The following is a 23,569-nucleotide window of genomic DNA, read 5'->3' on the forward strand; positions in this document are numbered from 1 at the left end:
GTAGCGCGACCGTTCTCCGTGGTCGAGTGGTCACTTCTGGGGCTCGGCCTTGATGTCCTCGGGCCGAAGCGCCTCCAGCAGTTCCTCGTCGTCGAGGTCATCGAGGTTCTCGATCGGCGCCGTATCGTCCGGGCCCGGAATGACGGCATAGCCGATGAAGAACCCGGCCAAGGCGGGCACGACCGTCAGCGGGACCCAGCTGGTCGCCGGAAGCGGAAAGATTCGGAAGACGCTGAAGGCGACCGACAGCATGAGGCCGAGACCGAGACCGGGGACGAAGAAGCGAACGCCGCGGGCGAATCGCTGCTCGGGCAGCTGTCCGCGACGCAGGTCGCGCATGTTGAGTGCGGCGGTGGCAGCCGTGATGGCGAAGAGGCCGATGGAGAACAGGACCATCATCGAGGTCGAGTCGCCCTTGATGTCGAGAGCGAATGACTGGCCCCCGACACGGCCCCCGCTGTCGTCGTAGATGCGAACGTACGAGCGTAGATAGCCGTTCGCCTGGCGTTCGAGTTCGAAGAAGTCCAGCGGCACGTCGAGCTGGCGAGTTTCGCCCGGTTCGAGCGTCAGCCGGACACGAACGTCGTAGGTCAAGAAATTGAGGCCGAGCAGCTCGCCCTCGACCCGAACCCGCTCGACGGCAACGGGACGATCGGTGGTGTTGTCGAGCGTGAGCGCGAGGGTCGATTCCTCACGCGGATCGAGGGGGAGCGGGTTGGACGGGCTGGCATCGGCGATTGACAAGCTGTCGATCGTGGCGTCGACGGCGACGAGGTCCTCGTCGCTGCTCGAGCCGCAGCTCGCAACAACGGCGGCGATCCCGAACAGGACGACGAGGAGGCGGTGATGGCGATGGTTCACGAGGAGGCTCCCAGTCGTGAGGTGGATTGAAGTCGTGTGCTGAGCGTCCGCCGGCGTCGAGCCTTCGCGTGGTTGGCTCTCGCCAGACCGACGAGCGCGCCGGCGACACCACCGGCGACGGCTACCGGGACCAGGTCATCGACGCGGAACCATTGTTCGGCGTACTGGGCGTACAACGCCGTGGCGATGACGGCGAGCCCGGCCGAGGTCAGTGCCGTGCCGATGAGCATGAAGACGCGAATCGATCCGTCGCGAAACGATCGCAGTCGGTACTCGACCATCGAGAGTCCGACAGCAAGGAGGGCGAGCAGCAGTGGTGCCTGCGCCGTTGCGTACCAGCGGCGAGTCGAGCGGACACCGAAGACGGCGTCGGGGGCATCGTCGGAGGCGAGGGTGAGCGTCAGCGGACCCGAGACGGCGTAGCCGATCGCTCCGAGATCGATTTCGGCCTCGCTCTCGAGCAGACCGTTGCTGCTCCAGACGTCGATCCCTCCGTAGGCGAGGCTCACCGACACGGGGGCATCGCCGAGATCGGTGAGCGCCAATGGTGCACTCAGGTCGATCGAAGTGGTCGTGTCGTTGTCGAGTGCCGTGCCATTGATGGCGGGCGACGGCGCGGCGGCGGGAACGGGATCGAGCGTGAACGGTGTGAGAAGGACCAGAGCGATCGCTGCAAGGACGGCGACAGCCGCTGCCGCGTTGAGCGGCCAGCGGCGCGGGGGCTTCTTGATCAGGGCCGCAACATCGACGAGCTGGCCACGCTCGATCGGAGGTGCCGGTGACGGAGTGTGCTGCCGCTGGGGGTGGATCGACTCGGAGGTTGGTGGTCGCCGCTGCGGCGCCACAGTGGGCTCGGCCGGTCGGTCGGTGGCGGCCTTCCGGGGGGCAACGGTCTCGGCCGCGCCGCCGGGTCGCTCGACGGTGGGGCGGCGACTGGTGGTGTGCGTCGCATCCGGAAGTTCGATGCCGGCCTGGTCCAGCCAGTCCTCGCCCCAGCTCTCGGTTGCGGCGGCACCGAGTTGCGAAGCGAAGGCAGCGGCTGAAGGAATGCGCTGGCCCGGATCGCGCACGAGTGAGCGAGCAACAACGTCGGCGATCGGCTCCGGAACGGTCGAGGCCAGGGTTCTCAGGTCGGGTGCATCGTGCATGATGCGTTGCACCAGCAGCGTCATGGGGGAGTCGCCCTCGAAGGGGAGCTGGCCCGACAGGAGTTCGAACAGCACCGCACCGATTGCGTAGACATCGGCGGCAGGACCAAGGGTCTCACCCTCGGCTTGTTCGGGGGCCATGTAGGCCGGGGTCCCGAGCACGCTGCCGTCGATGGTGCCCATCGTGCGGTCACCGCTGATCACCTTGGCGATGCCGAAATCGGTGACTTTCAGCTGCCGCTCCGTTGCGAAGAGCAGGTTCTCGGGCTTGATGTCTCGATGGAGCACACCGTTGGCATGCGCGTGCTCGACGCCGCACGCCGTCGCAATCGCCGCGGCACACGATGACGGCATCGACAGGCCGTTGCGACTGAAGCGATCCCACAGCGTGCCGCCCTGTAGGGCCTCCATGACCAACAGACAGTGTCCGTCACGATCGATGAAGTCGTAGACCGGAACGATGTTGGGGTGATCGAGGCTGGCGAGTGTGCGGGCCTCGCTCAGGAACCGAGCGCGCACGTCGGGGTCGTCGATGAGCGCCGCCGGCAGCTCCTTGATGGCGACGAGTCGGTCGAGGTGACGGTGGCGGCCCAGGTGCACGATCCCCATTGCCCCACGACCGATCTCCTGGCCGACCTCGTAGTCGGGGAGAAGGGCGTCGAGCGTTGCGGTGTCGGCGTTGCTCATGGGACAACGGTCGGTCGGAGAGTCCTCACCCAGGGGCAGACGTCGGCAGAGCGCGATGGTTACACGCCGGTCGGAAATTCTCGTTGCGAGATCTCGTTAGCGCGCTGTTAATGCCTCGTAGCTAGCGTTTCGCCTGCTTGCCGACTTGAGGGAGTGTGCATGCAGGAGGGTGGAAACCGGCGGGACGGACGCCGCAGCATGGTGCTGCGAATCGTCGCCGTTGTCGCGATCTGCGCGTCGCTGGTGGGTGCGGTGGGTTTCCAGCCCGATGTCTCGGCTGAACCGGGTGTCACCGAGGTGCCGCTCGAAATCAGCTTCAGCAACTATCCGCACGGCGGATCGGCGACGTATCGAGTGACGAGGACTCGTTTTGGCACCGGCGCTGTCGAGACCGTCGACGTGACGCTGTCTGACGGCGATTCCACCACGCTGACGCTGATCGAGGGCGACCAGGTGTCGGTCAGCCGCCTCGGCGATCCATCGCCGTTCAACCTCTACGGCTACTGCTACACCGACGTCGACTTCGTCGATGTGGGAGAGAGCTTCGTCCTCCCTGCCTCGGGAGGCGTTTGCGAGCTCTACGAGGACGCACCGTATGTACGGATCGTCAAGGACACGAATCCGCCTGGCGGAGGTCCTTACGCCTTCACCGTGTCAGGAGCCGGTGTGTCGGCGTCGTTCTCGATGGGCGACAACGGGCAGCGTGAGTTCACGCTCAATGGTTCGTCCGGCACGCTCACGATCTCCGAGGTGACCGACGCCTCGGCGAACGTCACCTGCAACGTGAGTTTCGACGGCGAGGTCTCGGATCCCGTTGCGGTGTCCATCATCGAATCGGGCACGGGAAAGTTCGTGATCTCCATCCCGATCGACGGCTCGGCCAGTTGGTACTACTGCCGCTTCGTCAACGACGAAACCGTGGCGCCAACGACGACGACCACGACGACATCGACGACCACGACGACGGTGCCGACGACTACGACGACGGTGCCGACGACTACGACGACGGTGCCGACGACTACGACGACGGTGCCGACGACTACGACGACGGTGCCGACGACCACGACGACGGTGCCGACCACCACGACCACCGTGCCGACGACCACGACGACGGTGCCGACCACCACGACCACGACGACGGTGCCGACCACCACGACCACCGTGCCGCCGACGACGACCACCGTGCCGACGACGACTACGACGACGGTGCCGACCACCACCACGACGGTGCCGACCACCACGACGACGGTGCCGCCGACGACGACCACCGTGCCGACGACCACGACGACGGTGCCGACCACGACCACCACCGGCACCACGAGCACCACCGTCCCTGCTGCGACGACGACCACAACGGCTGCACCCACGACGACCACGACATCGACCGCAGCGCCGACGACGACCACGACGGCTGCACCCACGACGACCACGACGGCGGCGCCGACCACAACGACGACCGCAGCGCCGACGACGTCCACGACGGCTGCACCCACGACGACCACGACATCGACCGCAGCGCCGACGACGTCCACGACGGCTGCACCCACGACGTCCACGACGGCGGCGCCGACTACGACGACGACCGCAGCGCCGACGACGACCACGACGGCCGCGCCTCGGCCAACCACGACTCGCCCTGACGAACCGCTCGAGGTGCTGTCGGAGGACACCACGCCAGCGCCGACGACGACGTCGACCACGGCGCCAACGACGACCAGCACCACGACCACCGTGCCGACGACCGAAGCGCCCGAGCCGGACGAGTTGGTGAGCCTCGATGACGCAATGATCCCGCGCGGTGCGCCGGTTTCGATCGACGCAGAATGCGACCGGCCGTTCACCGCCCGGGCCGGCGCTGTCGATCTGCCGATCGTCGATGGCGTCCTGGACACGGTCGCCCTCGGTGTCGGCGATCACGTCGTCGAGGTCGCCTGCGATGGGACGCCGGTGCTCGAAGTCGACATCTCGGTCGTCGAACCCGTCGCCGGCCAGTCCTCGGCGCCGGCAACGGCGACGACCCTGCTGCTCTTCACCTGTGTTGGCGGGTTCGTGGTCATGGGGTCGCCGGGTTCGGTTGCGGGCGACATCAGGTTCCGTCGGTCAGGTGTGAACAAAGGGGGGAAGTGATGAGGAGCAATGCGTCCGATGCCGATCTGGCGAGCGCAGCGGCGGCGGGTGATGATGCCGCCTTCAACGTGCTGCATCTGCGCTACGAGTCGCTCGTTCGCAGTGTCGTTCGTGCCGAGGCACGCGGGCACCGCGATACCGATGACATCACGCAGGAGGTGTTCGCTCGAGCCTGGACCAAGCTCCCTGGGCTACGAGATTCGGCCTTGTTCCGGCCGTGGCTCCTCCAGATCACGAGACGCGCGATCGTCGACCACTACCGTCACCACGCTCGTCGCCCGACGCTCGAGAACGACGACGATCTGGCGCTCGGTGCTCTTCCATCGGCGACGGCGGGGCCCGACGAGATCACCGAGCTGCGAGATCTTGCTCGTTCGGTCAAGTCGGGAATCGGGGGTCTGTCGAAGCGGGACGCCACTGCGCTCTCGCTCGCCGTCCACTTCGGTTTCGGACCGACGGAGATCGGCGAGGCGCTGTCCATCAGTCCGGGCAACGCCAAGGTGGTCCTTCATCGTGCGAGAAAGCGGCTGCGCGATGCGATCGAGCTACCACACGACACCGAGGGGGTTGCCATATGACGCAGGTTGCACGTCCACTGCTACAGACGATCGTTGACGAGGCCATCGCTGCAAGCGGGGCCCAATGCGGTTGGCTGTTGAGCGGTGCCGCGAACGGATTCGTCGTCGCTGCCATCGCGAGCGATGGAGTGATGCCGCAGCTTCGGATCGGCGACGCGGTCGAAGTGAAGGGCGCACGTGGGTACACACTCGCCTCTGGTCAGCCAACGGCGCTGATGCCGAAGCCCGACGACGCGAGCGACGAGGGCGTCGGTGGCTACCCCGGTGTCCCGCCGAGCTTCGTGGTCGCCGAGGCCGGCGAGGGATTGGTGCTGCTCGAGGTGGCCGCCAAACGTGACGGGTCCGGTTTCAGCTTCGACGACATCGACGCCGTCGCGTCGTTGGCGCAGGTTGCTGCCGTGGCGATCAGCGAACAGCGCGACGATGTGATCGAGGTGCCGGAGCCCGCGACGTTGGCGGCCGAGCTGTCCGACCTTGCCGGCCGAGATCAACGGCGCTACCGCGAAGTGGCGTCTCTGTTGCGGGGCCTGCTCGGCACGGGTTCGTGAGCGACCGATCACGTCCCGCCTGGGCCCACGACTCGCTGGCCGTACGGCTCGCAAAGCCGGCACCAGTACGCGACTTCACGCCCGAGGTCGCGTTCGCCGGTTCGACCGGAGCGGGTGTGCGGGTGGCGGTCATCGACAGCGGGATCGACAGCGACCATCCGATGCTCGGGTCGTGCGTCGATCGTGACGCTGCGGTCGAGTTCACCGTCAGTCCCGATGGCGAGGTGATCAAGAACGACGGCCCCCACGACGATGCGTTTGGTCACGGGACGGCGGTTGCGGGGATCATCCATGCGCTGGCACCGGAGGCTTCGATCACCAGTGTCCGAGTGCTGGGTCCAAATCTGACCGGGAAGGCAGCCGCGTTCCACGCCGGCTTGGTGTGGGCGGTCGACGAGGGGTACGACATCGTCAACCTGTCGCTCGGCACGACTCGGAGCGAGTGGGCCCTTGCGTTCCACGAGGTGTGCGACCGCGCCTATTTCGGCAACACGTTCATCGTGACGGCGGCGAACAATGTGCAACGGGCGAGCTACCCGTCGCTCTTTGCTTCGGTCGCAAGTGTTGCCTGCAACACCTCGACCGACCCGCTGCGATTTCACGCCAATCCCAATCCTCCGACGGAGTTCCTGGCACGAGGCATCGACATCGAGGTGCCGTGGATCAACGGCGGGACGACCACCATCACCGGCAACTCGTTCGCTGCTCCGCACATCGCCGGGCTCGCAACGCTGGTCAAGGCAAAGCACCCCGAGCTTCGCCCGTTCCAGCTGAAGGCAGCGTTGTGGGCGACGTCGGCCAATGTGCTCGAAGCGTCGCCGGTCGAGCCTGCCGGACGACGCACGACCATGTTCGTCGGTGGCGCCGTCGAGCGGAATGCTCACACGATCAGCGACGGTCCCATCGGCTACCGCCTCCGCGGCGCCGGCTCGCCAACTCGGTGGGGCACCCTGTGGGAGGCGGAGCGGTCATCCGACGCTCGCCCGGTCACCATTCACCAGATCGACCCGACCGAGCGTGACCCGGCCTCGGCGTCCACCGAGCTCCGAACGATGATGTCGACCGTGGCGGCGATCGGTCATCCGGGGATTGCGCCCGTCGTCGAGGTGGTCGATCGGCCATGGTTGGGGGTGGTCGGCGAGCGTCGACGCCCTCTGATCGACACGTCGGAAGCAGTCGCTCCGGCCGCGGCGATCGACCTCGTCGAAAAGATCTGCGACGTGCTCGGCGCAGCGCACGAGGCCGGCGTGGTGCACGGCGCGCTCGCTGCCTCATCGCTGTCGCCCGATTCGGAACACGGGTTGATCGTGCATGACCTGGGACTGGCGGCGACGCTCGAGTCACCTTCACCGACCTCGGCGAGCGCGATGGATCCCCGCCAGCTCGGCCACCTGGCGCCGGAACAGCTCGAAGGCAAGCCGGCGACGATCGCTTCCGACGTCTATGCGGTCGGCGTGTTGCTCCATCGGTTGCTGGTGGGACGGCCGCCCTACGCCGACGGTCATGCCCTCGGCAAGTATCTTCGTGAGCGCCTCACGACGTCCCCCGCGTCGCTCGTCACCGTCGATGTGAACCTCCCCACAAACCTTGCCTTGCTGGTGGATCGGTGCCTCTCACTCGACCCGACCGAACGTCCTGCGACGATGGCCGACGTGGCGGCCGCGTTGGCCGGCACCTCTGACCCGGGCGAACACGAGGAGGTGCGAGCGGTCGAGGTCATCCCTCCAGATCTCGACCACTCGCATCTTCCCGCGCCCGCTGATGACGACACCCCGGCGAAGGGTCGCCGATGGCGGCTGAGTCGGGGGTCTCGCCCCGGACGGGACGAGTGACGACCACGGCAACATGCTGGGCTCGGACCAACTGCGGCGTCTTGGTCAGTAGCCGCTCGTAGGCATTCGCCGGGATCACCTCGGTGGGATGTACCTCCACGATGAACCCTGCTGCGACCACGTCTCGAAGCCCAGCCTGCAGCGGTTGCTCGCCGTCGGCCCAGGTGGTGTCGAGGCACAGCACCACGGCCTCACCTCCCGGTAGCAGGAGGTCGGCGGACTGACGGATGAACTCGAGCGGCAATGCAGTGCCGCGGTGGCCACCGTCGGCCCAGACCACGCCGACGCCGTCGTCTCGTCGCGGTGGCGCGGGCGACCAGGGAGCATTGGCGACGACGAGATCGAACGAGCCGGCGGGAAGACCGGCCGCAACGTCGGCCAGCATCGCTCTTGCTCGCGGTGGCTGCAGACCGTTGACCGCCAGCGTCGCGGCCATGTACCGGACGCACGTCTCGTCGATGTCGGCGGCGACCACCTCGACGAAACGAGAGGCCAAGGCCGCAGCAAGAAAGCCGTGCCCGCTGCCGAGTTCGGCCGCCCGAGCGCCCCGTACGTTCCGCTTCCACAAGAAGTCGAGCAACCACAGGGTGTCGCCCGACAGGTAGATGGCGTTGGCGTCTCGCGTGCCAGGCGCCGGGAGCACGGTGACCAGCCCGCCGGCATTCCAGAAGGTCACCTGCGGTGCGTAGCTTCTCTCGCCACTCGCCAACTCGGACGGCCGCATCACACCCTCATCGACCAGTTGAGTGACCGTCGCCTCGTCGACCATCGACGTGAATGAGCCGCCGCTGATGGTCGCCGCGTTGGTGAGTTCGGCGGCACGGTCGGCCGGCATCGTGCGCAATGCCTCGACGAGCGATCGCAGCCCCGGCCCGTCGAGTCGCACGACACCGGCGTCGCCTGCGGTGGCGAGCGTCGTGTTCATTTCAGAACTTGAAGACGCTGTAGCTGACGGCCTTGGCGAACGCCCCGTCCCCGAGCTTGCCGTCGATGTACGAGCTGGTGCTCTTGACCGACTCGCCTTCTTCGACCTTCCAGCTCGAGGTGTACTGCTTGAACGAGAAGCCGGCCACCTCGGGGAAGTCATCGGCAGCGGCAACGACCATCGCCTGTTCTTCGGCGCTGAGATCGGCGTTGCCGAGGGCGGCAAGGTCGCCGGCGGCCAGTTGGGCTCGCACCTTGTCGTCGTCCATGGCGTGGAGTGCATTGCGGACGTCTTCGGTTCCCATGTGGATCCTCCAGTCGTGTCGATCGGCCAGTTGCCGAGACACCAGTGGAGACGGTGATCGGCTGCGGCGGTTACAGCGCCGCAGCCGATTCCGAATCGGAACCTCAGGTGTGGCGTGCGACGGTGGAACGAGCCAGCTGGTTCATGTGCACCTCGTCGGGACCGTCGGCGATGCGGAGGAAACGGGCGTGGGCAAAGATCTCGGCGATCGGCGTGTCGGAGCTGACACCGACACCGCCGTGCACCTGGATCGCACGGTCGGCAACGTTCTGCGCCATCTGCGGTCCGACGATCGTGATCATCGAGATCAGGTCGCGGGCAGCCTTGTTGCCGACCCGGTCCATCTCGCCCGCTGCGGCGAGCGTGAGGTAGCGGGCCTGTTCGATCTCACAACGCGAGAGGGCGATGTCCTTGCGGACCATGCCGTGGTCGCTGAGCTTGCGGCCGAACGCCTCACGTGAGGCGCCGCGCTGGCACATCAGCTCGAGGCAGCGTTGGGCGGCACCGATCTGGCGCATCGAGTGATGGATGCGTCCGGGACCGAGACGGCCCTGGGCGATCTCGAATCCTCGACCCTCGCCGAGGATCAGGTTCTCGGCCGGAACCCGAACGTCGGTGAACCGCATCTCGACGTGGCCGCCCGGAGGGTGCTGGTCGCCGAACACGTCCATTGGTCGGATGATCTCGACACCCGGCGTGCCGGCAGGGACCAGGACCATCGACTGCTGGGCGTGCTTGGGAGCGGTCGGATCGGTCTTGCCCATCACGATGTAGATCGTGCAGCGGGGGTCCATGGCACCCGAGATCCAGTGCTTGCGGCCGTTGATGACGTACTCGTCGCCATCGCGCACGATGGAGGTCTCGATGTTGGTGGCGTCCGACGACGCCACCTGCGGTTCGGTCATGACGAAGGCCGAGCGGATCTCACCGGCAAGGAGGGGACGCAGCCACTCCTCTTGCTGGCGTTCGTCGCCGAACTTGGCCAACACCTCCATGTTGCCGGTGTCAGGGGCGGAACAGTTGAAGACCTCGCTCGACCACGAGACACGGCCCATCTGTTCGGCGAGTGGTGCGTACTCGAGGTTGGTCAGACCGGGACTCCATTCGCCGTGCTCTTCCGGCAGGAACAGGTTCCATAGCCCCTGGGATCGGGCCTCGGCCTTGAGTGTCTCGAGACCGGGCCAGGGAGTCCACGCCGTGGCCGGATCGTGGTGCCACGCCCGCCGCTCGGCTTCGGCCGGTTCGATGTGGTCGGTGAAGAACGTGCGCAACTGCTCGAGGAGCGCGGTGGTACGGGCGGAGTGTTCGAACATCAGATCTCCTTGGCTTCGGGGGTTGCCTCGAAAGATTAACGCACATGCGTTAATCTCTCGAAATCGGTTCACCACTTCGAGGAGCAACACATGCAGGCATTGGTCTTTCACGGGCCGCGCGACATCCGGTACGAGCACTACCGAGATCCTGAACGCACGATCGACAACGCGGTCATCCTCGCGGTCGAGGCCTGCAGCATCTGCGGATCGGACCTGCACATCTATCACGGTGACCGCATCGGCCGGACCGACTACTCGGCCGACGTTCCTGCGTTCTGTGTCGGACACGAGTTCATCGGAACCGTCGTCGATGCCGGTCCTCAGGTCTTCACCGTGGCGGCTGGCGATCGAGTGTTGGTTGCCGGAGGCTCGGGCTGTGGCATCTGCCCTGCGTGCCGGTCGCGGCGTGGGCGCTGCGCCAAGGCCAATGCGTTCGGACTCTCGACCGACCTGCAGGGCGGGCAGGCCGAGTTCGTACAGGTCCCGAACGCCGATCTCACCGTGCGGGCGATCCCCGAGGGGGTGAGCGATGAGCAAGCACTGCTACTGACCGACGCGCTCGCCACCGCCCACTTCGGCACGAGTCGCGCCGACATTGCACCGGGTGACCGGGTGGCGATCGTCGGACTCGGACCGATCGGTCTCCTCGGCGTAGAACTGGCGTTCCTTCGCGGTGCGTCCGAGGTGCTCGCCATCGACCCGGTGGCCGCACGGCGCCATCATGCCGAGGGGCTGGGCGCTCGATCGCTCGAACCCGGAGCCGACACCGTTTCGTTGGTCCGGGAGCTGACAGGCGGAGCGATGATCGATCGGGTCTTCGAAGCCTCCGGGCATCGCAGCGCTGTCGAGTTGGTACCCCAGCTCCTTCGCCACGGCGGGACCGCATCCTTCATTGGGCTGCCACAAGGCGGTACCGCACTTGCGATGAACCAGCTGCTCTATCGCAACCTCACGGTGCGAGCCGGTGTGGCGCCGGTGACCGAGATGTGGTCCGAGGTGATCCCCCTGTTGCAGTCGGGTCGGCTGCGAGGCGACGGGTTGTTCACTCATCGCCTCCCGCTGTCGGAAGGAGCCGAGGGCTACCGATTGTTCGATGCCCGAGAAGACGACGTGCTGAAGGTGTTGTTCACGTTGTGAGTGACGGAACACGCGAGATCCTCATCGCTGCGGCCCTGTCGCTGTTTGCCGAGGAGGGGATCGACGCACCGTCGCTGCGTGCGATCAACCGTGCTGCTGGTCAGCGCAACACCAACGCGCTCCAATACCACTTCGGTGATCGCGACGGACTGCTACGCCAGGCCCTCGAGGACCGCGGCGCTGTCGTCGACGCCTCGCGTTCGGCCCTGCTCAACGAGCTCGAACCGGACGCATCGGTCCGCGACCTCGCCGTCGCGCTCGTCCATCCGTTGGCCGACCAGCTGGGCAATGTCGGCCGGGACTATCTGCTCGTCGCCGACGAAGTCCTCGCCCGACCGATGCGCTTCGGTGCCCTCTACCCGCTCGTCGTCGAGCGGCCGAGCTTGGTCGACTGGGCCACCCGTATCGAACCCCACATGCCGGAGGGGGCGGTCGGGCGACCGCTCCACCGGCGGTTCGCTGCCATCCGCTTCGTTCACGGCGAACTGGCCAACCGGGCCCGCAACAACCGGGGTCGGTCAGGTGTCGCGTTGTTCTCGAGCCACCTCGTCGATCTGACCGCAGCCATGGTCGTTGCCCCAGTTTCGCCCGAAACCGAGGCACTCATCCGGCGCTGAGCCATCATGGTCGGGAGTACCCGAGAAGGAGACACACTGCGTGAAGGTTCCGGCCGATTACATCTGCGAACACGGCATGCCCCAACCGTGGGCGACGTGCACCGACTGCATGTTGCTGCCGCGAGCCATGCAGCCCGAGCCCCCACGACCTGAGCCGGCACCGCCGAAGCCGACGCCCGCCCCTCGCAAGCGTGCCGCCTCGAGCTCGACCGGTCGGGCAGCATCCGAGCGGGTGCGCACGGCCAAGCCGCGCGTCTCCACCCGGATGCCGAAGTCCGCCGACGACGTCATGCCACCGCTCACCGGCACCAAAGACCTCGCCTACGAGATTCCCGCCAGCAACCTGCGCTACCACGTCCAAGGAGCCGACAAGGACTGGCTGCCGATCTCGTCGCTGCCGAAGGAACTCAGGGAGCGGGGCTGGGTGTATCTCCAAACCGATGCCGAGCTGGTCGCCCGGTGCCAGGTCAAGGGCGTCGGCTTCCGCGACAAGCGCTGGAGCCACGAGAACGCCGAACACACCGCCGACGCCGGTCCCGGTCCGACCCTCGAGCTCGACGGCGACCACTGGCAGTTTCTCTCTGTCGACCTCGGCCCCGATGGTGAGACACCGCTACCCGGCTATCGCTACGTCGTCACCGAAGGCGACGACGTGCGAGTTGCCCTGCCCGACGACGACCCGGCCGAGTGAGAACGCTCCGACGAAGCCTCAGGCGCCGCAGCCGGAACCGATCACCGAGACCGGACCGAGATCGTCGTTGACGTACTCGAAGGCCTCGATACCGGCGCCCTCGTAGTACTCGCTCGCCATGAGGATCTCGAGCTTGGCGTCGCCATTGAGGTCGGCAAAGCCGGCGAGCCGGGCTCGTACCCAATAGAAGTCGGGCGGCGTCTCTGCGAGGTAGGTGCTGAACAGGATGGCGGTCTGCACCTCTTCGTCGACCAATTTTCGCAAGAACACCAGCGAGTAGTTGCCGGCCTCGGGCTCCGGCCAATTCGGCGACCGATTGGCGGTCACGACGACCTCGTCGACCCCGTCGCCCTCCAGGTCGACGCGGGCGACCGAATCGACCGTGGCCAGTGCCGGGTCGATGCCGTTCTGGCCGATCAGGCGGGCCACCTCGTCGAGATAGACGCCGGTTCCACCGGCGGTGACGGCGGCGGTCCGGGGAAGGGCATTCCAGTCGGCGCGAACCCCGATCGCGATCGACCCATCGAACCCGTCGTAGGGCAACTCCGGCGACGTCTCGACCCCAAACCCGCCCGCCGGTTCACACACCAACATCGGCGCGCCACCCTCGACGGTGCCGGGTTCGACCCCGATGCCCGCCATCTGGAACTGGTCGCCGGCGGCCGCACCCACATCATCAGGTGACGACGAATCGTCCTGGTGCCATCCCGAACCCGTCCAGCCGCCCAGCGTCCCGAACCGGAAGATCGCCAGACTCGGTGTCGATGCCGGCGTCGGCGGCGCGGTCGTGGTCGTTTCGACCGACGTGGTTTCGGTGGGGGAGGTCTCGGTGTCGCCACCATCGTCGTCGAACAACACGGTGTCTTCGGGCAGACCATCGGGATCGACCGTGGTCGGCAGCGCATCACCACCACCCGAGCCACTCCCGCTACAGGCAGCGGCGATCAGGGCGAACGAGAACAGCAGGGCGAAGAAGCAGCGCATTCCACCCAGCTTGTCAGACCGAGTTGCCAAAATGTGGAAGCGCACGGTTATCCTGCCGAGTCCCGGACCGTTAGCTCAGTTGGCTAGAGCGCTCGCCTCACACGCGAGAGGTCACAAGTTCAAGTCTTGTACGGTCCACGTCGTTCCTCGGCCCAGGGGGCCTCGGCACTTACCGAGTTGCTCGCCGGCGCTCGCAACTCGCGCCGCTGCCAGCGTAGTGCGGTGAGCTGGGGGCCCGAAGCCCTTACGGAGTTGTTCGCTGATGCTCACGTGTGCCCTTCGGGCACGCCGAGTTGCACACCTCGCTCCGCTGTCGGGTCGCGTGCTCGGTGGTCAGTTTTGCAGCGATGTGGCCAGGGACTCGGTGAAGGACTTCGCTGACTCGGCGTTGAGGTGGGTGAAGTCGACGAAGGAGGGGTCGGTGAACGTCACCTCGGGGGTGATGAACTCGACGTCGAGTTCTCGGGCCAGTTCGGTGAGCGTGGCGTTCACGAGGTCGTGCTGGTCGGGGCCGCCGGGATAGAGCTGGCGGAATCGGTTCGGTACCGGCAGCTCGACGAACACGACCTCGATGCCCCGCTCACGGAGGGCGTCGACCGTGCGGACGATCGCCGCCAGGTCGTCGCGATCGAGCTGGAACGGGGTGATTCGCCGCGCGATCTCCTGCGATTGACGAATGCCGGTGTCGACGGTGAAGTTCTGCCGTTCGCCGTCGGGCCCGACTTCGGCCCGGGCGTCAGCCAAACGTCGACGGTTCCGATCGGCGCCGTCGCCGACCAGCTGGTCAGGGTCTCGCAGGACTCGCCGATCGGCCATCAGCACCGAAAGCCGTGACGCCCATCGGTCGGCCGTTGCATACACGCCGGACTTGGTCTCCAGCGCCTGCTCGTAGGCATCGAGCGTGGCGTCGCCGTATTCGAGCGACAGGTCGAGCGCCGAGAGTCCCCAGACCACGGTGTCCGGCTGGAGGCGGTCGACGACCTGGTCCAGCAGCCACGGCTCCATCACCACCGGGACACCGCCGTTGAGTGCCGCGTTGTAGACCGAGAGTGGGGTCTCGGTGTCGTCGGAGAGCGCCGCAGCGAGGACGCTTGGCACGATGTCCTGCTGGGCCATCGAGGTTCCGACGATCACCATGTCGACCGGACCTCGTTCGTCCATCTGGGCCACCTTCAGCTGGGTGGCGTCGTCATGCCAGCGGAGCACGGGAGCGTCGGTGGCCGCGATCGTCGCTCTGGCCGCCAGCTCGGCGGCAAGCACGACGACCACGAAGGCCAAAAGGAAGCGCCCTCGCCAAGTCACGGCGACCCCTCGTCGATCGACGTCGCCAGCAGTCGGGTGAACTCGGCGGCGCCGGACTGGGTGACATGCGTGAGATCGCTCCACAACCCGGGATCCTGGAGGGTCGAGCTCAAGTCGACGACCTTCACCTCGGCCGGCAACACACCTTCGAGCTGCTCGAGCGCGGCGGCGGTATCGGGGAGCAGATTGGGTGCGAGATCGAGGGCCGCCGGGTTGAGCGGGGCGCCGATCACGATGACGTCCTGGCCGTTGTCGACCATACGCTGCGCTGCTGCCGCGATGACCTCGGCTCGCGACGCACAGAAGCTCGTCGCCCCGAGGCGGGGTGCGTACTCCTCGAGGTGGGCGGCGAGCGCCGCAGCGTCAGGCGAAGACTTCTTGTCGCCGTTGCCCGGGGCTTCACGCTGGGGCCCGGGCGGCCCGAGGATCACCGAAATCGGGTCGAGCGTCCGAAACCAGCCCGACGAGGCAAACGCCCGACGCCGGTTCTCGAGGCGGACGAGGAACTGCTCGGGACGATCATTCGGTTCGCAGTCGATCAGCAAATCGATCGCTCCCATCATCCACACGACCGTCTGCGGGTGGATGTATTGATCGACCTCGGGGAACCAGTGCTGTTGGACTTCGGCCAGCGAACCCGGGAGGAAGGCATTGCCGACCGGCCGCCCGCTGAGGTCTGCGAGGAGCGGCACGTCGATGGCGGCGCCCGCCTGCGAGGTGCCGTACACGACGAGATCAATGGGATCGGACTGGGCCCGCAGCCACTCGTAGTTGGGAAGCGTCGAGAAGAAATGGAACAGGTCGGTCATCACCGCGGCCTGGAGCAGCCGAGACAACTCGGCCGATGCGAGGAGCGCTCGAGAGGTCGCAGCGAGTGTGCCATCGGCGACCACGTCGTCGTAGCTCAGCGGCTCGCCCGCGCCCGGCTGGCCACAACCGGTTTCGAGCACAGCCCGTTCGAAGAAGGCCCGTCCGAGGGCACGCCCTTCCGGTGAGCCGACGAACCCCTCGAGCGCTCCGTCATTGATTCGCTGCGTTGCCTGCTCGACCTGGTCGGCCAGCTCGCCGATGGACTGGCGCCAGCGACCGATGTCGCCGCCGCAGGTGGCGTCCATCGTCTCGATCGTCGCCGTGATCGCTTCGAAGCGCTGGCGAAGGTCGTCGTCGGGCAAGGTCGCCACCAGGTCGGCGAGCACCCAGACCGGAAGGTCGCCTTCGACGTTTTGCATCAGCTCCGGGTCCAATGGTTCCCCCTCGATCAGTGCTGCCGGTGGGGCGGTGACCACGGCACCATCGGGACAGTCGAGCACTTCCTCCTCAAAGCCGTATTCGTCGACCACGGTGGTGCGCGTGCACTCGCTCTCGTCGACGGTCACGGCAGCGGCCGGTTGGCCGACTGCGGCGATGACCCGATCGGCGACCTCGTAGCCCTCGGCATCGGATTGGCCGCAGGCGGAGGCAGCCATGAGGGTGGCGAGCAGCGTCGGAAGGAGTGGGCGGAAGCGCATCAGCATGAATCAGAACTGGAAATACACGAACGGTCGGGGTGCGCCGCCGGAGAACAGGGCGACGGCGACCACGGTGAGCGACACGAGCACGCCGGCGACGGCCGGTCGTTCCCACAGCAGTCGGGGTGCGAGGACGCGGGTGCGGGCCAGACCGTCGATGGCGAGCATCACGACGAACGCCCCGAACACGAATGTGGTGTCGGCCGGCGACCATGCGCCAGGCTCGAGCGCAAGTTGGCGCAGGACGGCTCGGGAGGTGGCGAAGTCCGGCGCCCGGAAGAAGACCCAGGCAAAGCACACGGCGGCGAACGTGGCAGCAACGGCCGGAAGGTCGCGCCAGCGCAGGGGTCCGTCATCGACCCGACCGCCACGAACCAAGCGATGAACCACGAGGAACGAGCCGTGCAGCGTTCCCCAGACCACGAAGTTCCACGAGGCACCGTGCCACAGCCCGCCGAGGACCATGGTGGCCATGAGGTTCACGTACGTGCGAACGTGGCCCTTCCGGTTGCCGCCGAGTGGGATGTAGAGGTAGTCCCGGAGCCAGTTGGACAGCGACATGTGCCAGCGCCGCCAGAACTCGGTGATGTTCCGACTCAGGTACGGTTGGGTGAAGTTGAGCGTCAGCTCGATGCCGAGGAGGCGCGACACCCCACGGGCGATGTCGGTGTAGCCCGCAAAGTCGCCGTAGATCTGGATGGCGAAGGCCAGGATGCCGGTGAAGACCGAGATCCAGGACTGCTGGGTCGGATCGGTGAAGGCTCGGTCGGCGATGGCGGCGACTCCGTCGGCGAGCACCACCTTCTTGAACAGGCCGAGCAGAATGAGTCCGAGGCCGGACTGCAGCTGGGCCTGGTTCACCGAGCGCTGATGGGACTGGAGCTGGGGGAGGAGGATCTTCGCCCGCTCGATCGGGCCGGCGACGAGCTGGGGGAAGTACGCCACGAAGGTGGCGAAGACGAGCAGATCATCGACGGCCTCGAGTCGGCGCCGGTAGACGTCGATCGTGTACGACATCGTCTGGAAGGTGTAGAAGCTGATGCCGACCGGCAGCACCACGTCCAGAAATGGCTTGTTCGGGTCGAGCCCGAGTCCGCCGACCATGTCGGCGAAACTGTCGACGAAGAAGTTCGCGTACTTGAAGACCCCGAGAATGCCGAGGTTGGTCACCATCGACACGATCAACAGCCGCTTTCGAGCCGACGGCTCCTCGGTCCTCGCCAGCAGCTGACCGACGGAATAGTCGACCACGGTCGAGATGGCCAGCAACCCGAGGAAGCGCCAATTCCAGCGGCCGTAGAAGTAGATCGACCCGATGAGGAGGACGTGATTTCGGAATCTCGCCGGCAACCGCCAGTAGAGGAGCAGTGCGATGGCGAAGAAGATGGCGAAATCGATGGAGTTGAAGAGCATCAACGACCTCGGGGGCGGAAGCGCTCAAACTACCAGTTCGGCGGCAAGGATCAGGGATGCCACAGTGTGGCCCGGCGGTCTGGATACGGTACGGAACCATGAAGTTGCTCCGAGCCCTGATCGTCGTTCTCGGGTTCGTCCTGCTGGCCTCGTGTGGCGGCGATGGCGGTTCTGACAGCGCGGGAAGCGATGTCACGACCGACGAGGGCGACAACGAGGGTGAGCTCGACGCAAGCGGGAGTGAGGGCGAGCCGGTCGAAATCGTCACCGGAGAACTGGAACCGGTGAGTGGTTGCTACGTCACGGCCAGCGAGGTCGATCTCACTCCGGTCTGGGCTGGTCAGGCACCGGGGTTGGCGGTGGCGGTCAGCCGCGACGACCAAGTCATCTACACCACCCAACCTGCGGACGCCGACACCAATGGGACGGGCGCCTTCAGTGACGTCGACGTCGAGCTGGGAACCGCCTACCGCTACTCGGTCGAGACGATCGACGCCGACGGCAATCGCAGCGAGGCCATGTCCTGTGGCAGCGGGCAGCTCCTCGCCCAGAGCGGTGAGATCGCCTGCGGCGTGCGGGTCAGCGATGTCGGCCTCCCGGAGGTGAGCTGGGACGGGGTCTTGCTCGTTCAGAAGGTCACCGTCCTGCGCAATGGGACCGAGGTGGGGAGCGATGTCACGAGCCCGTTCGCCGACATCGAAGCCCCGGTCGGCGCAGCGTCCGAGTACTCGATCGTCGTCGCCGACTCGACCGACCAGGGTCGAGCGGAGCAGACGATCGCCTGCGGCGAGGCGACGCCGAACGTGGCCGAGGCTGGTGGCACCTTCGACCTCGCGGGTGCCATCGAAGCGTCGGACAACTTCCCGTCGCCTTACCAGTACGTTCGGCTCCAGCCGATCTGCCCCGGCTGCGACGACACGATCGAGCTCTACCTCGTTCCGTCGACAACCGAGCCGACCGGCCACGAGGTCGCGCAAGCCTGGGCGAACGGATCCGCCACCGACCCGACCGGTCAGCAGTGGGCGTTCGACCCGCTCGACGCCGCTTCGGTGATCGACGAGGCACAGCGAGCAGGAGCCGAGGTCACCTACGAGATCGACATCGACACCGGTCTGGTGCGTTCGTGGACGATCGACGGCGTCGGGGTGAAGTACGAGTGTGTCGAGGTCGACACGGCGCCGATCGACATGCGCGACCGGGCGTGCACGGTCGGCATCTTCAACGATTGATCACTCGATTCGGTCGAGTCCTCAATCGAAAGGCGTCGTTGCCGATGGTGGGGTCGTGTCACTCCTCGCAACCCCCATCACCCTGCCCCGTCATCGACGCTCCGGCGTTCGCATGAGCTGCCACGAGTGCGACGTTGCCTGGACCGGTCCGATCGAATCGACGTGCTGGGTGTGTGAAAGCCCGGGGCAGCCCGGTCCGCCGCCATCGATCTATCCCGATATCGACTGATCGCAACGCCAGACCCCGCCCGGGGGCGTTCACCAGCCGGATGGCACCCAGGGGGCGTCGGCGCGGTCACGGAATGCGGCGATTCCGGCCTGCGCCTCGTCGGATTCGAACAGCTCACGTGACCGTTTGGTGGTCCACTCGAACGCTGCCGCCTGATCGAGCTCGGGTACCCGAGTGATCAGGTCCTTTGCCGCGGCGAGCGCCAGCGGGCCCCCACGGACGATCATCGAGATGTAGTGCTCGATCCGCTCATCGAGGGCGTCGGCGGGAACGGCATCGTTGATCAGACCGACTTCCGCGGCCCGCTGCGGCGTGAATCGCTCCCCGGTGAGGAACAGCTCGCTCGCATCGGCCCGGCGCATCTTCGGGAGACACACGACCGAGATGACGGCAGGCGCCACACCCAATCGCACCTCGGTGAAGCCGATCTTGGCGTCGTCACGCATCACCGAGATGTCGCAGACGGCCGCCAGGCCGACACCGCCACCCGTGGCGTGGCCGTCGATTCGGCCGATCACCGGCTTGGGCGACCCGAGGATGATCTCGAACACCTCGACGAACGTTCGCCCCGAATTGCCGGCGACACCCGGCTTCGCGTCCTTCAGATCGGCGCCGGCGCAGAACGTGTTGCCGGCGTTGGTCAACACGATCACTCGGACGGCGGAATCGGCGATGGCGTCGTCGAGCGCGTTGGCGAGTTCGTCGACCAACTCGGCACCGAGGGAGTTCTTGCGTTCGGGCTGGTTGAGGGTGAGCGTGGCCACCCCCCGGTCGAGGGTGACGAGAACGGCGGCAGATGGGTCAGACATGGCCCCATGATTTACCATCACTGCCCATGCCGTCGATCTTCACGAAAATCATCGAGGGAGAGATCCCGGGCCGGATCCTCTGGGCCGACGATCACTGCTTCGCCATGCTCGACATCCGTCCCCTGCATCCCGGCCACGTCCTGGTGATCCCTCGGGCTGAGATCGACCACTGGATCGACCTCGAACCGGCCGTGGCCGCCCATCTGATGGAGGTTGCCCAAATCATCGGTCGGGCGCAGCAGTCGGTCATCACCTGCGAACGGATCGGCGTGATGATCGCCGGCTTCGAGGTGCCACACACCCACGTGCACGTGGTTCCGCTCGACTCGATGGCCAATCTCGACTTCCGCAACGCCGACACTCGACCTCTCGCCGACGAGCTCGACGCCATCGCGGAGTCGCTCCGAGTTGCCCTCCGCGACGCCGGCCATGTCGACGCGGTGCCGGCGTAACCGACACCTCACAGCGACGAGCGCTGGCGTCGGGTCAGACGCCTTCGATGAAGTCGACCACGGCGCTGGTGAAGATGTCGTTCTTGTCGCCGGCTACCATGTGGGCAGCGTCGACGACATCGACATAGCCGGCGTGGGGCACCATCTCGAGGAACGCTCGGGCCTCGGTCTCGGTGACGAGATCACTCTGTCGGCCCCGAATCAGCAGGGTCGGGATCTCGAGCGCCCGAGCGGCGGACTCGACCGGGGAGTACCGCTGGTCGTCCTGCTTCACGCTCTGACGTGAGGTCAAGAAGGCGGGGTCCCAGTGCCACCGCCATCGTCCGTCGTCACCCCGCCGCAGGTTCTTCTCGAGCCCCGACAGATCGCTGCGACGAGGGCGATGGGGTTGGTAGGCGGCGATCGCATCAGCTACGTCCTCGAGCGTCTCGAAGCCGTCGACCGCGTTCGACCCCATGAATGACAGGATGCGGTCGACCCCGGTCGGTGCGGGTTGTGGCGTGATGTCGACGAGCACGATGGCTTCCATGGCCACGCCGGGTCGGGCGGACGCGAGGAGTCCGGTGAGCCCACCGAGCGATGCGCCGACCCAGATCACCGAACGATCCAGCCACTCGATCACGCTGAGGGCGTCGTCGGCGAACGCCTCGAGCTGGTAGTCGCCGTCGCCGGCCCAGCCGCTGTCGCCGTGGCCGCGAAGATCGATCGAGAGGACCTCGTGTCCGTGGCCGGCGAGCACCGCCGCCGTCTGGCCCCACGAGTGACGGGTCTGCCCGCCGCCGTGAGCGAGGACGACCGGGGTGCGATCGCCGGACCAGTGATCGGCGGCGAGCTGGATCGAGGACGAGGTGGGGAGCGAGACAACAGGCACGCCGAGAGCGTGCCACACCTCGTCGTTCATCTCGAACCGAGTCGTGGTGGCTAGGGTCACCGTCGATGGACCTCACACCAGTTCAGATCCGAGTGCTCGGTTCACTGCTCGAGAAGGCGGCGACGACGCCAGACCAGTACCCGCTCAGCACCAACGCGTTGGTCACCGCCTGCAATCAGAAATCGAGTCGTGACCCGGTCGTGCAACTGACCGAGCGCGAGGTCACCGACGCCATTTTCGCGCTCCGCAACGACTATCAGCTCGCCCGCTCGTCGAGCGCCGGCGGGCGCACCCAGAAGCATCGCCACATCGTCGACGAGACCTGGGGTCTCAACGAGGAGCAGCAGGCGGTGCTCGCCGTGCTCGCCCTCCGTGGTGCCCAGACGCCGGGTGAGCTGAGGACTCGTACCGAGCGTTATGTGGGGTTCCCCGACGTCGAAGCCGTCGAGACGATCCTTCTGACGTTGGCCGAGGGCGACGACCCGTTCGTGGTCGACCTCGGTCGCCAGCCCGGCCAGAGTCAGAACCGCTGGACCCATCTCCTGTCCGGTGAACCCGTGGTTGCCGAACCCACCGTCGGTCGGGCGGCCGCACCACGGGCTGCCGGGACGACATCGTCCTCGGCTCTGGTCGAGCGCATCGATCAGCTCGAAGCCCGACTGGCGGCGCTCGAAGCCGAACTCGGCATCAGCCCGCGCCAGGAGTCATGACCGAGCCGGCGGCGGCGTCAGCAGCACGAGTTGGCCCTCGAACGCACCGACGACCATGACCGCCTCGACGGTGTCGTCGTCGCCGAAGAAGGTCACATCGATGTCCCGGCTGACCGCATCGAAATCGATCGACTCGTTGATCTTGTAGGTGACATCGCAGTAGGCATCGCGGCAGTAGCGGCGGAGCGCCTCACCCGGCTCGTCCTCGAAGGTCGGCATGGCCTCGAGAACAGCGTCGCTGACACCCTCGTTGACGAGATAGCCGGCGGCGCTGTCGTAGTCGCCGTCCCCGAGCAGGATCAGGAACTCATCGATGAAGGCGATCGCCTCTTCCTCGCCGACGTTGGAGTCGGGGCCGGTGGTGAGGGCACTGAACAGCAGGCGGACACCACCGTCGACCGGGATGGTGGTGACACGAAGCGTTTCGCGCACGATTCGGAGCGGATCGGCGTCGAGGTAGGTGGCAAGGGCCTCGGCTTCGAAACCGAAGGACTCCGCCGGCCGGACGATGTCGGGAGCTCCGTCGCGCTCAAGTTGGATCTCGAGTTCGCGGAGGCCGGCGACGGTGAAGCAGCTCTCGTAGCCATGCCCATTGGTGCGGTCGTTGGCGTAGCGGCCGAGGAGGGTCACCACGGCATCGGCTTCGGGGAGACCATCGGCGTCGAGTGAGGTGATCACTGGCTCGTCACAATCGCCGGGCTCGTCGGCAACCGCAGGGGTGACCAGTTCTTGCTGCTGCTGGATGAAGGCCGGCTTGGCGTCGCTGCCGTCGAGACTGTCGACGAACACACCGAAGATGTCGTTGAGTCGATCCTGCTGGCCGTAGCCGGACACTCTTACCACGTCGCAAGGCGACGGTGAGGCGGTGTCGATGAGCTGGGTCAGTTCGACCGACGACTCGGTGTCGGGCCCCGGACCCGCCGGCCAGCGAATCTCGATCGTGGTGCCGGCATCGCCGTCCCAGTGGCGAACCAGTTGGTTCTCCAGCGCGGGGTCTGCCCCGTCGGCCGGGCCATCGAGGCCTTCGGTATCCACGACGGTGTCACCCGTGATCGAGGTGGTCGGGAAGACCGGAAGTTCTGTGCCACAGAGGACGTCATCAGGCGTGCTGGTCGGGGCCAGGCTGGCCGTGGTGGTGGAGGAGGGGGCCGAGGTGGTGGAAGACGTCGGTTCGGCGCGAGGCTGAGGGTCGCTCGGGCCGCACCCGACCATCAAGGCGGCCAGCACGAGGGAGAGGGCAGTCGGACGCCATCGGCATCGAACGGCGGAACGCGGCACGGTCATGACGGCCCGAC

24 protein-coding genes and 1 tRNA gene are annotated in these 23,569 nt (G+C 66.6%); 12 read left to right on the plus strand and 13 right to left on the minus strand.

Annotated features, from left to right (window positions below):
- Positions 1–30 precede the first annotated feature (30 nt).
- The 3 genes from R2733_16550 to R2733_16560 all read right to left on the minus strand — a co-directional run bounded on the left by R2733_16550 (position 31) and on the right by R2733_16560 (position 3,559).
- Positions 31–861: a hypothetical protein gene (locus tag R2733_16550; protein MEZ5378119.1), complete on the minus strand. Its 831-nt coding sequence runs from the start codon at positions 859–861 to the stop codon at positions 31–33.
- Entirely contained in the window at positions 858–2,696 is a 1,839-nt protein-coding gene (locus R2733_16555) for a protein kinase (protein MEZ5378120.1), read from the minus strand. The genes R2733_16550 and R2733_16555 overlap by 4 nt, the downstream gene beginning before the upstream one ends.
- A 638-nt stretch (positions 2,697–3,334) precedes the next feature.
- Positions 3,335–3,559 (minus strand): hypothetical protein, encoded by a 225-nt coding sequence (locus tag R2733_16560; GenBank protein MEZ5378121.1) that lies wholly within the window; start codon positions 3,557–3,559, stop codon positions 3,335–3,337.
- A gap of 21 nt (positions 3,560–3,580) precedes the next feature.
- On the opposite strand from R2733_16560, the gene R2733_16565 reads away from it, so the two are divergent.
- The 5 genes from R2733_16565 to R2733_16585 are packed head-to-tail and all read left to right on the plus strand — an operon-like array spanning position 3,581 to position 7,781.
- Positions 3,581–4,336, plus strand: a complete 756-nt coding sequence (locus tag R2733_16565) for a hypothetical protein (GenBank protein ID MEZ5378122.1) — start codon at positions 3,581–3,583, stop codon at positions 4,334–4,336.
- 13 nt (positions 4,337–4,349) lie between these two features.
- Positions 4,350–4,823, plus strand: coding sequence for a hypothetical protein (locus R2733_16570; GenBank protein MEZ5378123.1), 474 nt, complete (start codon positions 4,350–4,352; stop codon positions 4,821–4,823).
- Positions 4,823–5,401, plus strand: coding sequence for a sigma-70 family RNA polymerase sigma factor (locus tag R2733_16575; protein MEZ5378124.1), 579 nt, complete (start codon positions 4,823–4,825; stop codon positions 5,399–5,401). Before R2733_16570 ends, R2733_16575 begins: the two co-directional genes overlap by 1 nt.
- A complete protein-coding gene (locus R2733_16580; protein MEZ5378125.1) occupies positions 5,398–5,949 on the plus strand; it encodes a hypothetical protein in 552 nt (183 codons plus the stop codon). The genes R2733_16575 and R2733_16580 overlap by 4 nt, the downstream gene beginning before the upstream one ends.
- Positions 5,946–7,781 carry a S8 family serine peptidase gene (locus R2733_16585; protein ID MEZ5378126.1) on the plus strand — a complete coding sequence of 612 codons (1,836 nt, stop codon included), beginning with the start codon at positions 5,946–5,948 and terminating at the stop codon, positions 7,779–7,781. Before R2733_16580 ends, R2733_16585 begins: the two co-directional genes overlap by 4 nt.
- On the opposite strand, the gene R2733_16590 is transcribed toward R2733_16585, so the two are convergent.
- From R2733_16590 to R2733_16600, 3 genes are all read right to left on the minus strand, one after another.
- The gene (locus R2733_16590; protein MEZ5378127.1) at positions 7,666–8,706 is read right to left on the minus strand and encodes a methyltransferase; all 1,041 of its coding nucleotides are present in this window, start codon (positions 8,704–8,706) and stop codon (positions 7,666–7,668) included. The genes R2733_16585 and R2733_16590 overlap by 116 nt on opposite strands.
- 1 nt (position 8,707) lies before the next feature.
- Positions 8,708–9,010, minus strand: a complete 303-nt coding sequence (locus tag R2733_16595) for a hypothetical protein (GenBank protein MEZ5378128.1) — start codon at positions 9,008–9,010, stop codon at positions 8,708–8,710.
- 103 nt (positions 9,011–9,113) lie between these two features.
- Positions 9,114–10,322, minus strand: coding sequence for an acyl-CoA dehydrogenase family protein (locus R2733_16600; protein MEZ5378129.1), 1,209 nt, complete (start codon positions 10,320–10,322; stop codon positions 9,114–9,116).
- 90 nt (positions 10,323–10,412) lie between these two features.
- Between R2733_16600 and R2733_16605 the strand changes: the two genes are divergently transcribed.
- Genes R2733_16605 through R2733_16615 form a run of 3 tightly spaced genes read left to right on the plus strand, consistent with a single transcriptional unit; the run spans position 10,413 to position 12,767 of the window.
- On the plus strand, positions 10,413–11,459 hold the full coding sequence (locus R2733_16605) for an alcohol dehydrogenase catalytic domain-containing protein (protein ID MEZ5378130.1): 1,047 nt from the start codon (positions 10,413–10,415) through the stop codon (positions 11,457–11,459).
- Positions 11,456–12,076 carry a TetR family transcriptional regulator gene (locus tag R2733_16610; protein ID MEZ5378131.1) on the plus strand — a complete coding sequence of 207 codons (621 nt, stop codon included), beginning with the start codon at positions 11,456–11,458 and terminating at the stop codon, positions 12,074–12,076. The genes R2733_16605 and R2733_16610 overlap by 4 nt, the downstream gene beginning before the upstream one ends.
- Positions 12,077–12,116: 40 nt before the next feature.
- The gene (locus R2733_16615; GenBank protein MEZ5378132.1) at positions 12,117–12,767 is read left to right on the plus strand and encodes a hypothetical protein; all 651 of its coding nucleotides are present in this window, start codon (positions 12,117–12,119) and stop codon (positions 12,765–12,767) included.
- Positions 12,768–12,785: 18 nt separating this feature from the next.
- Here R2733_16615 and R2733_16620 read toward each other — a convergent pair whose 3' ends face one another.
- Complete coding sequence (locus R2733_16620; GenBank protein ID MEZ5378133.1) at positions 12,786–13,796, minus strand: hypothetical protein; 1,011 nt, start codon at positions 13,794–13,796, stop codon at positions 12,786–12,788.
- 19 nt (positions 13,797–13,815) lie between these two features.
- Here R2733_16620 and R2733_16625 point away from each other — a divergent pair.
- Positions 13,816–13,889 (plus strand) — tRNA-Val (locus R2733_16625).
- A 195-nt stretch (positions 13,890–14,084) separates the two neighbouring features.
- Here the strand turns inward: R2733_16625 and R2733_16630 are convergent.
- From R2733_16630 to R2733_16640, 3 genes are read right to left on the minus strand one after another with little or no spacing between them, the layout of a single operon-like run.
- Positions 14,085–15,053 (minus strand): hypothetical protein, encoded by a 969-nt coding sequence (locus R2733_16630; protein MEZ5378134.1) that lies wholly within the window; start codon positions 15,051–15,053, stop codon positions 14,085–14,087.
- The gene (locus R2733_16635) at positions 15,050–16,567 is read right to left on the minus strand and encodes a hypothetical protein (protein MEZ5378135.1); all 1,518 of its coding nucleotides are present in this window, start codon (positions 16,565–16,567) and stop codon (positions 15,050–15,052) included. Before R2733_16635 ends, R2733_16630 begins: the two co-directional genes overlap by 4 nt.
- Positions 16,568–16,570: 3 nt before the next feature.
- Entirely contained in the window at positions 16,571–17,974 is a 1,404-nt protein-coding gene (locus R2733_16640) for an MBOAT family protein (protein ID MEZ5378136.1), read from the minus strand.
- A gap of 98 nt (positions 17,975–18,072) precedes the next feature.
- On the opposite strand from R2733_16640, the gene R2733_16645 reads away from it, so the two are divergent.
- Positions 18,073–19,203, plus strand: a complete 1,131-nt coding sequence (locus R2733_16645) for a hypothetical protein (GenBank protein MEZ5378137.1) — start codon at positions 18,073–18,075, stop codon at positions 19,201–19,203.
- 258 nt (positions 19,204–19,461) lie between these two features.
- Here R2733_16645 and R2733_16650 read toward each other — a convergent pair whose 3' ends face one another.
- Positions 19,462–20,241, minus strand: a complete 780-nt coding sequence (locus tag R2733_16650) for an enoyl-CoA hydratase-related protein (GenBank protein MEZ5378138.1) — start codon at positions 20,239–20,241, stop codon at positions 19,462–19,464.
- A 26-nt stretch (positions 20,242–20,267) separates the two neighbouring features.
- Here R2733_16650 and R2733_16655 point away from each other — a divergent pair, with 26 nt between their 5' ends.
- Complete coding sequence (locus R2733_16655; GenBank protein MEZ5378139.1) at positions 20,268–20,693, plus strand: HIT family protein; 426 nt, start codon at positions 20,268–20,270, stop codon at positions 20,691–20,693.
- A gap of 34 nt (positions 20,694–20,727) precedes the next feature.
- On the opposite strand, the gene R2733_16660 is transcribed toward R2733_16655, so the two are convergent.
- Positions 20,728–21,624 (minus strand): alpha/beta hydrolase, encoded by an 897-nt coding sequence (locus R2733_16660; protein MEZ5378140.1) that lies wholly within the window; start codon positions 21,622–21,624, stop codon positions 20,728–20,730.
- A gap of 5 nt (positions 21,625–21,629) precedes the next feature.
- Here R2733_16660 and R2733_16665 point away from each other — a divergent pair, with 5 nt between their 5' ends.
- On the plus strand, positions 21,630–22,274 hold the full coding sequence (locus R2733_16665; GenBank protein MEZ5378141.1) for a YceH family protein: 645 nt from the start codon (positions 21,630–21,632) through the stop codon (positions 22,272–22,274).
- On the opposite strand, the gene R2733_16670 is transcribed toward R2733_16665, so the two are convergent.
- Complete coding sequence (locus tag R2733_16670) at positions 22,269–23,558, minus strand: hypothetical protein (protein ID MEZ5378142.1); 1,290 nt, start codon at positions 23,556–23,558, stop codon at positions 22,269–22,271. The genes R2733_16665 and R2733_16670 overlap by 6 nt on opposite strands.
- Positions 23,559–23,569: the final 11 nt, after the last annotated feature.

It is taken from the genome of Acidimicrobiales bacterium, from assembly GCA_041394265.1.
GTDB lineage: Bacteria > Actinomycetota > Acidimicrobiia > Acidimicrobiales > SZUA-35 > JBBQUN01.

What these genes read in the sequence shown, in the direction of transcription:
- R2733_16580 (MEZ5378125.1), top strand. Translation starts at nt 5,398, where the DNA reads ATGACGCAGGTTGCACGTCCACTGCTACAGACGATCGTTGACGAGGCC.
- R2733_16645 (MEZ5378137.1), top strand. Translation starts at nt 18,073, where the DNA reads ATGAAGTTGCTCCGAGCCCTGATCGTCGTTCTCGGGTTCGTCCTGCTG.
- R2733_16635 (MEZ5378135.1), bottom strand. Translation starts at nt 16,567, where the DNA reads ATGCTGATGCGCTTCCGCCCACTCCTTCCGACGCTGCTCGCCACCCTC.
- R2733_16640 (MEZ5378136.1), bottom strand. Translation starts at nt 17,974, where the DNA reads ATGCTCTTCAACTCCATCGATTTCGCCATCTTCTTCGCCATCGCACTG.
- R2733_16555 (MEZ5378120.1), bottom strand. Translation starts at nt 2,696, where the DNA reads ATGAGCAACGCCGACACCGCAACGCTCGACGCCCTTCTCCCCGACTAC.
- R2733_16665 (MEZ5378141.1), top strand. Translation starts at nt 21,630, where the DNA reads ATGGACCTCACACCAGTTCAGATCCGAGTGCTCGGTTCACTGCTCGAG.
- R2733_16560 (MEZ5378121.1), bottom strand. Translation starts at nt 3,559, where the DNA reads ATGGAGATCACGAACTTTCCCGTGCCCGATTCGATGATGGACACCGCA.
- R2733_16650 (MEZ5378138.1), bottom strand. Translation starts at nt 20,241, where the DNA reads ATGTCTGACCCATCTGCCGCCGTTCTCGTCACCCTCGACCGGGGGGTG.
- R2733_16595 (MEZ5378128.1), bottom strand. Translation starts at nt 9,010, where the DNA reads ATGGGAACCGAAGACGTCCGCAATGCACTCCACGCCATGGACGACGAC.
- R2733_16600 (MEZ5378129.1), bottom strand. Translation starts at nt 10,322, where the DNA reads ATGTTCGAACACTCCGCCCGTACCACCGCGCTCCTCGAGCAGTTGCGC.
- R2733_16590 (MEZ5378127.1), bottom strand. Translation starts at nt 8,706, where the DNA reads ATGAACACGACGCTCGCCACCGCAGGCGACGCCGGTGTCGTGCGACTC.
- R2733_16655 (MEZ5378139.1), top strand. Translation starts at nt 20,268, where the DNA reads ATGCCGTCGATCTTCACGAAAATCATCGAGGGAGAGATCCCGGGCCGG.
- R2733_16670 (MEZ5378142.1), bottom strand. Translation starts at nt 23,558, where the DNA reads ATGACCGTGCCGCGTTCCGCCGTTCGATGCCGATGGCGTCCGACTGCC.
- R2733_16575 (MEZ5378124.1), top strand. Translation starts at nt 4,823, where the DNA reads ATGAGGAGCAATGCGTCCGATGCCGATCTGGCGAGCGCAGCGGCGGCG.
- R2733_16605 (MEZ5378130.1), top strand. Translation starts at nt 10,413, where the DNA reads ATGCAGGCATTGGTCTTTCACGGGCCGCGCGACATCCGGTACGAGCAC.